This is a genomic window from Streptomyces yerevanensis (genome assembly GCF_000716805.1).
GTDB lineage: Bacteria > Actinomycetota > Actinomycetes > Streptomycetales > Streptomycetaceae > Streptomyces > Streptomyces flaveus.
The window spans coordinates 168,370-183,091 of record NZ_JNWJ01000012.1 but is presented as its reverse complement, the minus strand read 5'-3'; the positions used below and the strand labels follow the sequence as shown (position 1 = coordinate 183,091).

Annotated in this window: 9 protein-coding genes; 1 reads left to right on the top strand and 8 read right to left on the bottom strand. The window is 71.8% G+C overall.

The genetic code is table 11. The features are described 5' to 3' along the window. Positions 1 to 8 precede the first annotated feature (8 nt). The 8 genes from OP79_RS15410 to OP79_RS15370 form a co-directional block, all read right to left on the bottom strand. Entirely contained in the window at positions 9 to 1,046 is a 1,038-nt protein-coding gene (locus OP79_RS15410) for a rod shape-determining protein (protein ID WP_033320747.1), read from the bottom strand. Between the two features lie 150 nt (positions 1,047 to 1,196). Beyond that, positions 1,197 to 5,921, bottom strand: a complete 4,725-nt coding sequence (locus tag OP79_RS50420; RefSeq protein ID WP_051744676.1) for an SAV_2336 N-terminal domain-related protein — start codon at positions 5,919 to 5,921, stop codon at positions 1,197 to 1,199. 36 nt (positions 5,922 to 5,957) lie between these two features. Next, the gene (locus OP79_RS15395; protein WP_033320746.1) at positions 5,958 to 6,977 is read right to left on the bottom strand and encodes an AAA family ATPase; all 1,020 of its coding nucleotides are present in this window, start codon (positions 6,975 to 6,977) and stop codon (positions 5,958 to 5,960) included. A 28-nt stretch (positions 6,978 to 7,005) separates the two neighbouring features. Continuing rightward, positions 7,006 to 8,982: a VMAP-C domain-containing protein gene (locus tag OP79_RS56985; protein ID WP_033320745.1), complete on the bottom strand. Its 1,977-nt coding sequence runs from the start codon at positions 8,980 to 8,982 to the stop codon at positions 7,006 to 7,008. Beyond that, the gene (locus OP79_RS15385) at positions 8,979 to 9,338 is read right to left on the bottom strand and encodes a CU044_2847 family protein (protein ID WP_033320744.1); all 360 of its coding nucleotides are present in this window, start codon (positions 9,336 to 9,338) and stop codon (positions 8,979 to 8,981) included. Before OP79_RS15385 ends, OP79_RS56985 begins: the two co-directional genes overlap by 4 nt. A gap of 101 nt (positions 9,339 to 9,439) precedes the next feature. Next, a complete protein-coding gene (locus OP79_RS15380; RefSeq protein ID WP_033320743.1) occupies positions 9,440 to 10,813 on the bottom strand; it encodes a carboxyl transferase domain-containing protein in 1,374 nt (457 codons plus the stop codon). Beyond that, positions 10,806 to 12,302, bottom strand: coding sequence for an acyl-CoA synthetase (locus OP79_RS15375; protein WP_033320742.1), 1,497 nt, complete (start codon positions 12,300 to 12,302; stop codon positions 10,806 to 10,808). Before OP79_RS15375 ends, OP79_RS15380 begins: the two co-directional genes overlap by 8 nt. A 124-nt stretch (positions 12,303 to 12,426) precedes the next feature. Then, positions 12,427 to 13,812, bottom strand: coding sequence for an SLC13 family permease (locus tag OP79_RS15370; protein ID WP_033320741.1), 1,386 nt, complete (start codon positions 13,810 to 13,812; stop codon positions 12,427 to 12,429). Positions 13,813 to 13,996: 184 nt separating this feature from the next. On the opposite strand from OP79_RS15370, the gene OP79_RS15365 reads away from it, so the two are divergent. Continuing rightward, on the top strand, positions 13,997 to 14,716 hold the full coding sequence (locus tag OP79_RS15365) for a FadR/GntR family transcriptional regulator (protein WP_033320740.1): 720 nt from the start codon (positions 13,997 to 13,999) through the stop codon (positions 14,714 to 14,716). Positions 14,717 to 14,722 lie beyond the last annotated feature (6 nt).

Here is a 14,722-nt window from a genome sequence, read left to right as displayed (position 1 = left end):
GGCTGATCTCAGCTCGACACCGATTCCATGCACATCGGCTCGATCCTGCCCTCCAGCATCGCGCCCAGGCCGAGGGCCGCGCACACGTCGGGCCGTTCGGCGATGTGCACCGGCATGCCCGTCGCGGCCCGCAGCATGTGGTCGAACCCGGGCAGCAGGGCGCTGCCGCCGACCATCATGATCCCGCGGTCCGCGAGGTCGGCCACCAGGTCCGGCGGGCAGTCGCGCAGCACCTGGCCGATCCCGTCGAGCACCGCCGTGAGCGGGGCCTGGACGGCATTGCGTACGGTGGCCGTGTCGACGTGTACGGAGCGGGCGAGCCCCGTGGCCACGTCCCGGCCGTGGATCTCGGTACGGGCGGGTCCCTCCGGGGTGAGACCGTTGCCGGACAGGGCGAGCTGCAAGGGACGTACGGACTGACTCGGCAGCACCAACTCATGCGCATGGCGCAGGTATTGGACGATCGCGTGGTCGACGGCCTCGCCGCCGACGGGGATGCGCTCGGCGTTCACGACCGAGCCGAGGGAGAGAACGGCGACCTGAGTGGTGGCCGCCCCGCACACCATGATCATGGTCGCTTCGGGCTGCTGTACGGGCAGCCCGCAGCCCACCGCCGCCGCGATCAGCGTGTCCACCAGCTCGACCCGCCATGCCCCGAGCCCGACCAGCGTCTCGACCGCCGCGCGCCGGGCGAGCGGGTCGGCGTCGTGCGGCGTACAGGCGGCGGCGCGCAGCCGGGGCTTACGACGCAGTGTGCGGCGGAGGCGTTCGCCGAGCAGCTGTCGCAGCATCCGCTGTGCCATGTCGATGTCGACGACCGTGCCGCCGGACACGGGCCTGACGACGCGGATGTAGCCGGGCGTACGGCCCGTCATCTGCTCGGCCAGCTCCCCGACCGCGATCAGCCCGCCGGTCTTCATATTGACGGCGGCCACACTCGGCTGGTCCACGACCAGCCCGGCACCCTTCACATACACGCGGGTCCTCGCCGCCCCCAGATCGACGGCGAAATGACAGCGGCGCAACTGCTCCAGACTGTCGGTCATGGCAGATCCTCCCGAGAGCGCAGACCGTGGGGGCCGCCGGGTGACGGTCCTCTTTGGCATCGTGCGGGCACTGACGGGGCGTCGCCTTTTGGGGTGGGCCGGGTGGGGTGCCGCTGAACGGGGGGATTTGCACGCCCTGGGCGGGAGGCTTCATCTGTACGAGACGTTGTTGAGGATGTCCTCCAGGGACTCCACCGTCACCGCGCACTCCGTCTCCCGGCGCAGCTGCCCCGCGTGCTGCGGGCTCCGGGCGTAGCCGATGGCGGGCAGGCCGATGGCGTGGGCGGCGGTCAGTTCGGCGACGGAGGAGGCGATCAGTACGGCATCCGAGGGGAAGGTGTGCAGGGCGGTCAGGGCCCGGTTCAGGCAGTCGGGGTTCGGCATCAGGAGGGACAGATCCTCGGTACGTCCATGGATGCCGCCCTCCAGGGTCAGCGCTCGTCGTGCGAGCGCCGTCCGGACGGCGCCCGGCGCGTTGTCCGCGACGACGGCGACCTCACGGTCGTAGGCGTGGAGCATCACGATCAGGGCGTCGGAGTGCGGGGTGGGCCGGGCCCCGACGGCCGCCTCCTCCTCGATCCGGTCGAGCGCTCGGCGCAACTCGGGGCTCAGGCGGTGCCCCGCGAGCGCACGCAGCAGATCGAGCGGATTCGGACGTCCTTCCACGGGTGGCGTCGGCCCGTCGGAGGCCAAGAGCCGCGCACCACTCAGCGCTTCGTCGGGGTCCCGCAGTTCGACCAGGAGCGCGGCGAGCTCGCGCATGGCCTGGGACTCCGACTTGCCAATGCCGTACAGGCGGACCAGCGGGCCGTCGAAGCCCAGGAGGACGGCCTTAGCGTCACCCAGGAGGGTGCGCAGTGTGGGGCGGCGGACGGAGGTGCGGGCAGACGGCCGGCCGGACAGCCGCACTCGGTAGGTCACCGAGAGGCCCGGAGCCGGCCAGGGGGGCAGGTCGCCTTTGAGATACGACTCCACCTGCGCCTCCCAGGAGGGCGGCAAGCTGCGAGTGATGCGCCCGCCGTCCACACGGAGGTGCTCGAGCAGGAGTCCGGGCACGTCAGAGATGCCGGCCCGGACGAAGGCCACGGGATCGTCGACATGCCAGTGCAGCTCGATCAACAGCTCGAAAGGATCGTCGCCGGAGCTTGGCAGGGTCATCGTGGTCGTCATCTCATGGGTGGTGAGGTCGACCTCGTAGTACGTGACGAGAGTGCCCGAAGTGCGCTCGCCGGGCGGCCGGGCAGCGTCGAGCAGCGTCAGTGAGCCGTCGGGCAGGGTGTGGACGACGGCGGTGCGGCTTCCTGCGGGCGGGCGGACGGCGGTGATGTCGCGGGTGGTGAACGGGCCGCGCACCAGGTCGCGCGGCTGCTCGGACTCCAGCTCGGGCTCCGCCTCGGATTCGGGCAGGGGATCCGGCTCCGCGGCCGGACGCGGGAGTTCCAGCGGGCAGTACCAGGCGATGAGCCGGCCTTCGTCCGGCTCCTGGTACAAGGGCCGGAACCGCGCGGGGTCGACGGCGGCGGGGCCGCTCGCGAGCTCCTGATGGAGCACCGGGGAGAGTACGACCGTGACATCCGCGTCCGCCGTGTCGGCGCCGGAGCGCTCCAGTGCGGCCCCGAGGGCGGGCTGGGCGGCGTGCCAGAACGTCACCCGGACCTTCGGTGGAAGCGGCTCCGACTCCGCCAGGACGGCGGGCAGTTCGTGCAGCACGGCGTCCAGCAGCGGCAGCACGGAGGTGCCGGGCTCGGCGGTCACCAGGAAGCCGTCGTCGAGACTCGACAACTCGTACTGGCCCTCGTACTGGCCCGCCGACGACAGCATCCCGGGCAGGGCGTGCCCCAGGGCGTCGTTGGCCCAGGCGCGCTCGCGCCGCTCCGTGAACTCGACGAGGACGGTGGCCCCCGTGCGGTCGGCGGTGAGCAGTTCCTGGTAGAGCTCCCGCAACACCGCATCGACCGGCTCCCCGTGCTGCCGCTGCCGACGCTCGGCGTAGGACTCGTACGAATCGATGGCCTCCGCGATCCGGCCCTGGCCCCGGAGCGCCAGGATGTGCAGCCGCCGGAAGTCCTCGTGCTCGGGATGCTCATCGAGGAGGGCGTCGAGATCGGCTTCGGCTCGGGCGAAGTCGCCCAGTTCCAGGTCGAGTTCGGCCCGCTGGGCGCAGAGCGTCAGACGCAGCGCGCGCAGGCGGGCGCGGGTCGCCTTGGCGGCGGGCCCGGGGACGCCGTCCAGCGGATCGCCGTACCAGAGGTCCAGGGCTTCCTGGGTCAGAGCGCGCTGGGTGCGCGGGTCCTGCTCCTGTGTACGGCGGTTCAGCAAGTCCTCGCAGTGGAGTACGTCGATGTGGTCACCGGCCGTGTGCAGCGCGTAGCCGTCACTGAGGTCGGCGAGGGTGCCGGGACCCAGAGCCTCCCGCAGGGCGATCGCCAGTGGACGGATGCGGGCGGCGTCGCCCTCTGAGGGCGGCTCTTCCCAAAGGCCTTGGGCCAGTTCGGCGAGGGTCACCCGGCGGCCGTGCTTGAGCAACAGCATGCACAGCAGGGCCTGCGCCTTGGGGAACGGGATATCGAGGAGCCGTTCGCCGCGGTGGACGCGCGGCGGGCCGAGCATGGTGAAGTTCAGGAAGTCGGCCTCGGTGGCCGTCGGCTCGAAGGCGGGTGACGAGGCGAGCTCCCTGGGCGGGTGGCGGCTGATGAAGCGGTAGGCCGGAAACTGGCGCAGGAACTGCTCGAACCTTCCGTCGGCCGGCGCAACCGAGGCCAAGTCCTGGAGCAGCTTGCCGAATGCGCGGACGTCTGTCGACGCGTCTTGGAACTTGACTTGCTCACCCAGCGCGAAACGGCTGATCATAACCGCCCCGTCCGGCCGCACCAGCAGGCCTTCCCGGCCCTCCTGGCCACGCACCAGACGCCGTGTGTGCAGGGCCTCCAGCCCTGCGGTCACGTCCCGGACCAGCCGGGCGAACACCCTGAAGGACACTCCGGGGCCGCTGCCCACCTCCAGTTCGGTCACGGTCACGCCGTCCACGAACTCCGCAATCAGATAGGGCGTGTTCCCTTCCACCCCGAAGTCCAGAATGGGCACCACATGGGGATGCCGCAGGGCGGCGAGCTGGCGGGCCTGATCCAGGAACCGTCCCTGCGGCGCGGCCTGCGGCGGGTACCGGTGCACCACCACGGGACGGTTCAGCCGTACGTCCATGGCATGCCACATCCACCGCGACGGTCCGCGCTGCCCGATCAGCCGATACCGCCCCGCGAACAGCGACGACGACACCCCGTCCGCGCTCCCGCCCATCCGCAGCACGCTCTTCTCCCGCACCGCCGCGAACGGCTCACCCCCGGCCGCCTCGCCACCACCCCCCGGAGCCAGCACCCGGAAGTCCCCGGCCGCCACGCCCGCCCGCGCGTCGATCAACGCGCCCACCCGCCCGAGGAGTTCGGAGGTCCGGCCGCGCGCGGTCCGGGGCAGCGTACGCAGCAACAACTCCCGTACGCCGGGGCGGAAGGCGTACGAACCCGGCGGACCCGGGATCGCGGTGAGCACCCCGCTGAGGATGACCTCCGCGAGATGCTGCGGCTGCGGGTTCTGCTCGATCGCTGCCTGGACCAGCCGCATGACGGGCAACTCGGGTCGCCCGACAGTGAGATGACCGGCGAGACGGAAGGCCTCCGGGGAGGCGAGGGAACGGAAACGGAGGAGCAGCTCCTCGGGGGAGAGCCGCTCGATTTCGCTCCGGCCCTGATCGTCGACCGGTGCGGGCGGCGGGGTGTGGCCCAGCAGGGCGACGGAGCCGGGAAGCTTGCCCGCGTCGGCCAGCAGCGCCGACCAGTTCGCCAGCCAGGGGGCCGAGGGTTCCAGGACGGGGAGAGGGAGCGTCCCGGGCAGTGGGTGGTCCGCGGCATAGGCGTCCACGTCGTACGCCGAGTTGGGCGCCGCGGGCGAGGGCGAGACGATCTGTGCGGTCGAGGCCGGCAGCGCGGTGGTGCGCCACAGGCGCTCGGGGAGCGGCTGGATCACTGCGACCGGCATCCTCGCCGCCCAGCGCCGCAGCGTGCCGTACCAGCGGGTGCCCGCGGGGCCGTCCCGCCACTGTGGCCCCATGCAGTCGCTGACCAGGAGCGTGACGGTGCGGCCGTCCGCGTACGACTCCTGCGAGCCGGGGCGGCGTACCGTGCCGTCGGCTTCCAGCCGGTGCAGTTCCACCGTGCGGAGGATGCCCGACTGGGCGAGCGCCGTGTGCAGTTCACGGACGAGCGGCCGCCAGACCGGCATGGTCGGGCCCGCGTCGTAGACGAGATGCAGGGTCAGCCAGCGCTCGGTCGCCGGACGCAGTACGGGAAGCCACCACCGCGGCGCCGCGCCGAGCCGGGCGATCCGATGCGCGGTCGCCTCCTCGTCGAGCTCCTTCCCGACGGGTGCGGGCACTCGGCGCTTGAGGGGGCGCAGGGCGCGTTGCAGCGCGAGGGGGTGGGTCAGCATCGGGGGTGCGGGGGCGAGCAGCGAGGTGTACGAACCGTTCGGATCCCTCGGCTCGTCCGGCGCGCTGGGGCCGGGCAGCCGCAGGGGGACGCGGCCGTCCGGGCGGCGTTCCGGCTCGGGAGGCGGGGCCGCGTCCGGGATGTGCTGCTGAGACGGGCCGCCGGCCTCCAGGGGCGGGATCTCACGCTCCGGCTCGGCTCGCTCGGGCCGTACCGGCGGTGGATCCACAGAGGGCGCGGCAGGCTCTGGCTCCTTCATGTGCCGGGCGAGCCACAGCAGTTCGGCCAGTTCGACGGACGTGGGCAGGTCCCCGCCGCTCACTTCGGCCAGCAGATCGGCGAGACGAGCGGCACCCGTGCCCCCACTGCCGTCGACCGCAGCCGGGTCGCTCATCCCGTCGCCTCCCTGGTCCTCCTGTCTTGGACTACCTCAGAAACCGTCCGGCTCCTCCCCGTTCCGGCTCAGATACGGCATCAGCTGCTCGGCGAGCTCGTCGCGGGACGAGGCATCGAGGCCTGCCGCCCTTGTGAGGTAGATGGCGTTCAGGAGCTGGTCCGTGGCGAGTTCGCCGTCCGTTCCCCGGGAGAGGAAGCGGGCGATCAGGTCGCGGGCGTAGGCGTCGGGCTCGCCGAGATGGGCGTGGACGATCCGCTCCAGGTGGGCGTCGCGCGGCTGGTGGAGTTCGAGGCGGACGCAGCGGCGGAGGAAGGCGGGCGGGAACTCGCGTTCGCCGTTGCTGGTGAGCACCACGAACGGGAAGGCACGGCAGCGGACCCGGCCGCGCGTGACGGTGACCCGGTTGTCCGTGCCGTCGATCATCACCTTGGCCAAGGGCGTGCGGCGGGCGGCGCGGACCAGCTCCGGGATCTCGTACTGGCCCTCCTCCAGGATGTTGAGGAGATCGTTGGGCAGGTCCAGGTCGCTCTTGTCGATCTCGTCGATCAGCAGGGCACGCGGCCTGCCGTACGGAAGCAGCGCGGTGCCGAGCGGGCCGAGGCGCAGATGGTCCTGCAGCTCGCTGTCCGCGGGGAGCTGTTCGCGGGCGACGGCCTGCCCGGCGGCGTACAGACGCGAGAGCGGATCGTACTGGTAGAGGCCGTCATGGAGCGTTGTACGGCTGGTGATGTTCCAGCGCAGGACCGGGCCCAGCTTCAACTCCCGTGCCACCGCGTACGCCAGGCTCGACTTACCACTGCCGGGCGGTCCGGTCACGAGCAGCGGGCGGCGCAAGTACAGGGCGGCGTTGACCAGTTGGACGGCCTGGTCCGTGGCGCGATAGGTGCGGGCGCGGTGCACACGGTCCGGGGACGTGGCCGAGGTGTCGCCGTCCTCGGCGGGAGTCGCGAGCTCCGGTCCGCCGTCGAAGGCACGCCAGGGCGGCGGCGGGGGCAGCGCGGTGATGCCGTCGTGAGGCTCGCTCGTACCCGTGTAGACGGGCCACAGGGACATGTGTCTCTCCTCGATGCGTGCCGGTCGCTCAGCCGACGGGGTTGTGCAGATGGCCGACGGGTTCGGGCAGACAGTCGGGGTCCTCCCACAGCAGTGCCAGGTCGTACGCCCAGTGCGGCTCGGCGGAGTCGGAGGCGTACGCGGCCTCGCGCAACTCATGGACGTAGGAAGGGAGTTCGCGCGGAGGCAGGTTCGCGAGATGCTCGGCAAGGCGGTCCAGGAACTCGGCACCCCGGCATCGCTCCCCAGCTTGCCGGTTCGCCTCCGGGGGGCTCGAAGCCGATGGCTGCCCACGCCCGTGCTCCTCCCGGCAGCCGGTGCGCGGCCAGAGCATCACCGGCACGGCCGCGTTGAGGCCGGCCTGGAACAGCCGCCGGACGCCGTTCGCGCGGGGCGCGGTGGCGAAGCCCACCATGTCCGCGGCGCGGCGCAGCCCGATCGTCAGCTTCACCTGGTCCTGTCCGACGGCCCAGCAGTCGATACGGTGCAGCCGTGCCGCCGGCCGGGCGTCGAGGTGCCGCCACTTCTGCCGGAGCTTGTGCTGGAGGCCGCCGCTGCGGCGCCGCTCCAGGTCCATCACGACGAGCGGAGCGAAGGCGCCGAGCGGGCTGTCGTCGTCGGCGCTGCGCTTCCAGTGCGCCACGTCCGCGTTGAGCCAGCGGCGCGGCAGCACGAAGGCGATCAACTCACGTGCTCCTGGCTCGAGTTCGTGGTACGCCTCGTCGATGCGTTGGAGCGCGTACGGGCGTACGCGGTCTGTCGGGAGGCGGCGCGAGCCGACCACTCGGCGGTGTCGACCGTTGTACGCGGACACCTCGACCAGGAAATGGCCGTCGCCGGAGCCGCTGGGCGCGATCTCCACGAGGATCGGGGACCAGGCGTGTACGGCGCCGGGTGCGGGCCGCGGCACCGGAACGGGTGCCGGCGTCGGCTCGCGACGGGCGTACGTCAGCGGCCAGTTCCACAGCGCGCTCCGGGTCCGGGCGTCGTCGGCAAAGTCGGCGAGCCGTGCCGTGAAGCGGGTGACGGCGTCGGGGTCCGGCACCTCCGACAGGAGGTACCAGACCGCGTCCCACAACGAGCCGAATCCTTGAGGCGGCAGTGGGGGGCCGAGTGGGCCGACCGCGTCGAGGTACAGGCGTTCGGGGCTGCACTCCGGACTTCCCGGGCTCCGGTTGTGCCTCGTCCGCGGGTCCGTGGGGGCTGCTCGCTCCCCCAAGTTCTCGGCTTCTCCCCCACTCTCGGCTTCGCTCGAGCGGGGGGACCCCCATGAACCCGGGGGGACCCCCATCGCGGCGGAGCCGCATATGTCAGAGCCTCGCGCCCCTGGAGGGGCGCTTCGGGGCCCCTCCATCGACGCCACCAGCTGTCGCAGTCGTTCCTTCTCCGGCCGGCCGTACTCCGGTGTCGGAATCAGCTCGCCGAGCCGCGGCCAGTAGCGGGCCATGACCTGGGCGGGCAGCATCCGGCCGTTGCGGATCTCCGGGCTGCGGGCAGCCGTGGAGACCATGCCGACCACGCGGCCGGTGTCCGCGAGTGTCACCGCGGCGCCGCTGAAGCCGGGAACCAGAGGCTGGCCATGGGCGGCCCAGGCCTCCAGCTGGACCCACTCGCCGGCGATCAACTGGTCGGCGGTGGCCCGGTATTCGGCGAGCGTCCCCTCGTCGTACCGCTTCGGGAATCCGTACGCCAGGAGCCTGCGCGGAGGATCGCCGTACGCGTCGGAGGGCGCCGCGAACTCCGCCGGCTTCATGGGGACGGGGTGGTCCAGTTCGAGTACGGCCAGATCACCGGGGTCGGTGTCGCGGCCGTCCCAGCCGCCCTGTGCGATCACCCGGGCGGGGATCTGGCCCTCGGTGCCGTGCGCGAAGGAGACGGTGACCGGGGCCGCGCGGCTGCACGCGACCACATGGGCGCAGGTCAGGACGTGCCGCTCGGTGACCAGGAAACCGGCGCCGGTGTCGCGCCCGCAGTTGATTCTGGCGTGCCAGGAGGCGCTCGTCATGACGGCCGGGCGGTCTCCGAGGAGTCGTCGGCCTGCCCGGGGGACCAGGAGAGCCGGAGCAGCAGATGCCCTTCGGCCCCGCTCTTGGCGATCAACGCACCCGCCTCCGCGGTGAGTTTCACCCCGAACTCGAGTTCCACGGAATCGGGCCGCAGCGAGCCGCCCCGGAAGACCCGGAGCGCGGACTCGGCCGCCGCGCGCACTCCGTCCAGGGCGCCCTCGAAGGTGCGGGTCGCCTGGACCGTACCGTCGTCGCGGCGCGAGACCATCTGGTGACCGGAGAGGTCCTCGGTGCCCGCGCCCTCGACGGTGATCACGACTCCGTCGTTGGTCTTGAACTCCACCAAGCCTTCCATGACGCCCCCGGTCCTTCGTCAGTGACTCTCGATCAACCTCATTGTCACGGACGGTACTTGTGGTTGTCGCGGCTTGTCACGGATTCCGTAGTCCCGGGCGGTCATTCGTTCTTGTCGGGGCTCACGACACCCTTTACGACCCCCAGCTCCACCAAGTCCTGAGGACGGATCCGGAGTTCGTCCGCCGTCGCGGTCACCTGGTCCGCGGGGCGTTTGAGGATCGCCGCGGCCAGCTCCGGGGCGATGACGGAGAAGTAACTGTCCGGTGTGGCCCAGGTGTTGTCGGGTGCGGCGAGGGCGAGGGCGCCGCCCGAGCCGCCCTCGCCGATCAGCAGGGTGGTGAGGGGTGTGCGCGCGGTGGCCACGGCGGCGAACAGCTCCGCTATCGCCGCGCCCGCGCCCTGGCGTTCCGCCGCCGCGTCGTTGGCTGCGCCCGGGGTGTCCACCAAGGTCAGTACGGGGATGCCGAGTTGGTCCGCCAGACGGATCAGGCGGGCGGCGGTGCGGTAGCCGGTGGGGCGGGTGGCGGTGCCGGTCTGGGCGGCGTAGGCGATCGTACGGCCGTCCTCCGCCCGTATGCCGAAGCCGCAGAGCATTCCGGGGTCGGGACCGGTGTCGGGCTCGGTGCCGCCGCCGGTGCGGTCGCCGCTGATCGGCACGCGGTGGGTGAAGTACGCGTCCAAGTAGGCCTGGGCGCGAGGGCGTTGAGGGGAGCGGGCGTTGTCGACCGCCTCACGGCCGGTGGCGGGGAGGTCGGCTCGGCCCATCGCTGCTGGGGGAGGAGCGGGTGGCGTCGACGGGCGGGTCAGCAGGCGCAGCCACAGGTGCAGCGTCCGCGGCAGATCCTCCGGGGGTACCACCGCGTCGATCGAACCCGCCGCCACCTGCGCCTCCGCCGTGTACGCATCTGGGTCCGCATCCGGCGGGCGGACCCGGGAACCCGCGAAACCCACCTGGGCGCCCGGCAGCGCGAGGATCACGTCGGCGCCCGCTCCCAGCGTGGCCCAGCCGCCGCCCGTCGTCGGGTCCCGCAGTACCGCGAGCTGCGGCAGACCCGCCTCGCGGGTGAGCGCCGACTGCCGTGCCACGCGCTGGAGTTGGACCAGCGCGCGCATGCCCTCCTGCATCCGGCTGCCGCCCGTCGCGACGAGAGACACGACGGGCAGGCGGTGCTCACGCGCGTACGTGTACGCCGCCTCCAGCCGGTCCCCGGTGCGCTCCCCGAGCGACCCGCCCAGAAAACCGAACTCGAACGAGATCAGCACAGCAGAAGTCGTACCGACCATGGCCGTGCCGCAGACGACGGACTCCTCCTCGCCGGTGCGGGACGCGGCACGAGCGCGCGAGGCGTCGTAGCCCTGCCAGGACAACGGGCCGTCGGGTGCGTACTCACCTGCCTTGACCGGGAGTTCGCTGAAACCGTCGGCCACGAGACCGATCGCCTCGCGCGCAGTGGACCTCCGGCCGTCAGTCATGAGGCAGCGCGCGCTTCATGATCTTGCCCATGTCGTTGCGGGGCAGGGCGTCGAGGTAACGGACGACGCGCGGACGCTTGTGGGGTGCCAGGCGGCGGGCCACATGGTCCGCCAACTCCTCGGTGGACGGCGGCGATTGAGTCGATCCCGTGTCCGAGTCTGTGTCTGTGTTCGGCACGATCCACGCCACGATCCGCTCGCCGAGATCCGCGTCGGGCTCACCCGTGACCGCGGCCTCGCGCACGCCCGGGTGCTCCAGAAGCGCGTTCTCGATCTCACCCGCCCCGATCTTGTAACCACCGCTCTTGATCAGGTCGGTGGCCTTGCGGCCGACGATGCGTACGTAGCCGTCGGGGTCGCGTACCGCCATGTCACCCGTGCGGAACCAGCCGTCCTCGGTGAAGGCTTCGGCCGTCGCGTCCGGCCGGTTCAGGTACTCGGTGAAGAGGTTCGGCCCGCGGACCTGGATCTCGCCCACCGTCTCCCCGTCGTACGCCTCGACGGCCGTCACCCCGTCGTCCTCCGTCAGCCGCAGCTCCACGCCCGGCAGCGGAACGCCGACCGTGCCCGCGCGCGGCTCCCCGTCCGCGCGGACGCTGGTGTTCATCAGGGTCTCCGTCATCCCGTACCGCTCGATGACCCGCCGCCCCGTCGCCGCCGCGATCCGCTCGTGGTCGTGCACGGGCAGAGCAGCGGAGCCCGACACCAGCAGCCGCGCCTTCCCCAGGGCCTTCGCGAGAGCCGGGTCGTCGGGCAGCGCCTCCGCGATCCGGTGGTACATCGTCGGCACCCCGAACAACATCGTGGCGCCCTCGCTCAACTCCCTTGCCACACCCGCCGTTTCGAACCTGCCCAGGTGCCGGACCGATCCGCCGCGGCGCAGCGGGCCGAGGATGCCGAGGATCAGGCCGTGCACGTGGAAGAGGGGAAGGCCGTGCACGAGTACGTCGTCGCCGGTCCACTGCCAGGCGTCCGCGAGGGCGTCCAGGGTGGCGGCAATGGCCCGGCGGGGGATGACGGCGCCCTTGGGCGGGCCGGTCGTGCCGGAGGTGTAGACGATCAGGGCGGGGGATTCGGGGGTGAGGTCTCCGGGTGCGTGGGGCGTCCCCGTGGCGCGTACGTCGACGTCGACGCGCCCCAACTTGTCCAGCGCAGCGGGGAGTTGGTCGTCCGGCCTCGCAAGCACCAGTGTCGGCGCGCTGTCCGACACGATGTGCCCCAGCTCGCTCTCGCCCGACTTCGGGTTGAGCGGTACAGCCGGGACGCCGGCCAGCAGCGCGGCGACCACGGCGACCGCGGTCTCCAGAGTGGGCGTGGCCCAGACGGCGATCCGGCCCGCTCCCGCGAGGCGCTCGGCCAGGGGCGCGGCCACGGCGGCCAGCTCGCCGTACGTCAGGGAACGGTCGCCGAAGCGCAGGGCGGGCCGGTGCGCACCGGGTCCGTCCGGGTCCGCGGAGGCCTCGGTCAGGGCCGGGAAGAGAGGGGACACGCGTTGTACTCCTTGGTCGTTCGTCGGTACGTAGCTCATGGGCGGGTACGTCACTCCGGGTACGTCACTCATGGCGCCGTCGGCATCCTCAGGTCCTCCCCGAGGAGCCCTCAGGCCACCCGGGTCATCCCCAGTTGGGCACCACCATCACCAGCCATGCCACCGCGGGCACCACCGCCACCACGATCCCTCCGTACACCATCAGCTGCCTGAAGAAACGCTCGCGGTCGACGTCCGGCGCCGCGGCCAGCACCAGCGCGCCGTTCGTCGAGAAGGGGCTCACGTCCACGACCGTCGCCGACACGGCCAGCGCGCACACCATGCCGATGGCCCCGATCTCGCCCTGCGCGAGGAAGGGCACGGCGAGGGGGATCAGGGCGCCCATGATCCCGACGGACGAGGCGAACGCCGAGACGATCGCGCCGATGTAGCAGAGCAGGACCGCGGCCAGCAGCGGGACGCCGATGCCGCCGACGCCCTCGCCGGCCCAGGTGATGGTGCCCATCTCGTCCAGGACACCGACGTACGTGAGGACACCGCAGATCAGCAGGACCGTCGACCAGGCGATCTGGCCGACCGCGTTGCGGCTGTCCTCCGGCCAGGCGGTGCTCAGCACGACGGCGAGGGTGATCGCGGTCAGACCGGCGTCCAGGTCGAAGGCGAGGACGGCCACGACGAGGGCGACCAGCGAGGTGAGCGTGGCGATCCGGGCCGGGGTGAGGCGTGTGGTGTCGGGCGTGGTGGGTGCGTCGGGGCGGGTGGCTACGGCGGTGTTGGTACCGGTGCCGCTTCCCGCGCCGGCACTGGTGGGCTGCGGGCCGGAACCGCCCTCCGGAAGGTCGCCCTTGTCAGAGGCGCCCTTGGACGCGTCCTTGGAGGGCCCGTCCAGTGGAACCGCCCCCTGCGCCCACAGCTTCAGGCCGCCGAAGAGTACGAAGACCACACCCGCGATGATCAGGTTGGCGAACAGGGAGGCCAGGAAGAGGGTGATCTCGTTGCCCGGCAGGTCCTCCCGTTCCACGATCCCGTTGACGATCGACCCGTAGATGCTGATCGGCGAGAACCCGCCGCCCTGCGCCCCGTGCACCACCATCGCGCCCATCAGCAGCGGACTGATCCCGTACCGCGCCGCGAAACTCAGCGCGATCGGCGCCACGATGGCGACCGCGGCCGGACTGACCGCGCCGATCGCGGTCAGTGCCCCCGTGATCACGAACATCACCCACGGGATCAGCGCGACCCGGCCGCGTACGAGCCGGATCGAGGCGTGTACGAGCCAGTCGGTGGTGCCGTTGGCGCGGGCGATCGCGAAGAGGTACGTCACCCCGACGAGCACGACGAAGAGGTCTCCGGGAAAGCCCGCGAAGATCTCGTCGGCGTTGAGGTTCGCGACGAGTTCGCCGACCCCGAACGCGGCGGCGAAGGCGAGCGCGCCCATGTTGATGGAGCGGGTGGTGGCGATCACGAACACCACGACGAGTACGAGGATCGATATGAGTTCGGCGGACATACGGGCTCCCGTCTTTGGGCCCCGGAGCGGCATAGAGGGCTATGGATTGGCCAAGTGGCTGAACCACTTCGGTCGCTGGACAGCGTGGGCGCGACCCGGACGGACGTCAAGGGGTCGCGCAAGAATTGGCTCAGCCAATGGGCCACTGGGCCACGGTGTTACGCTCCCGACGAAGGGGGACTCCATGACCGAAGCCCTGCGCCCCATGACGAAGCAGCGCCTCTACGAGCAGGTCCTTGAGCGGCTGCGCCAGTACGTCGCCGAGGGCGGTCTGCGCGCCGGTGACCGTCTGCCACCCGAGCGCGACCTCGCGACCCGCCTCGGCGTCAGCCGCGCCTCCGTGAAGCAGGCCATCGTGGTCCTGGAGGTCCAGGGCCTGGTCGAGGCCCGGCACGGCGGCGGTACGTACCTGGTCCGCGACAGCCTCGACGTCGAACCCGTCGAGCGGCTCGTCGAACGCCGTCGGCGCCTGCCCGACGTACTCGAAGCCCGCGAGGCCCTGGAGACCAAGCTCGCCGAACTCGCCGCCGAGCGCCGCACGGACGACGACCTGGCCGCCCTCCGCCAGGCCCTCGACCACATGGAGCGCGAGATCGAGGAGGGTGCGTACGGAGTGGAGGGCGACCGGCTCTTCCACGCCGCGGTCACGGCGGCGGCCCACAGCAGCATCCTCGCCGAGTTCATGCGCTCCATCGCCGACCAGATCACCGAGAGCCGCAACGAATCCCTCCGCCAGCCCGGCCGCCCCACCCGCTCCCTGGCCCAGCACCACGCGATCCTCGACGCGATCGCCGACCGCCGCCCGAGCCAGGCGGCCACGGCGATGCGACGCCATGTCCGCACGGTGGCGAAGGTACGGCTGCTGGACTGGGACCCGGAGGAGGACGACTCGCCGACGGCCTGACAGGGG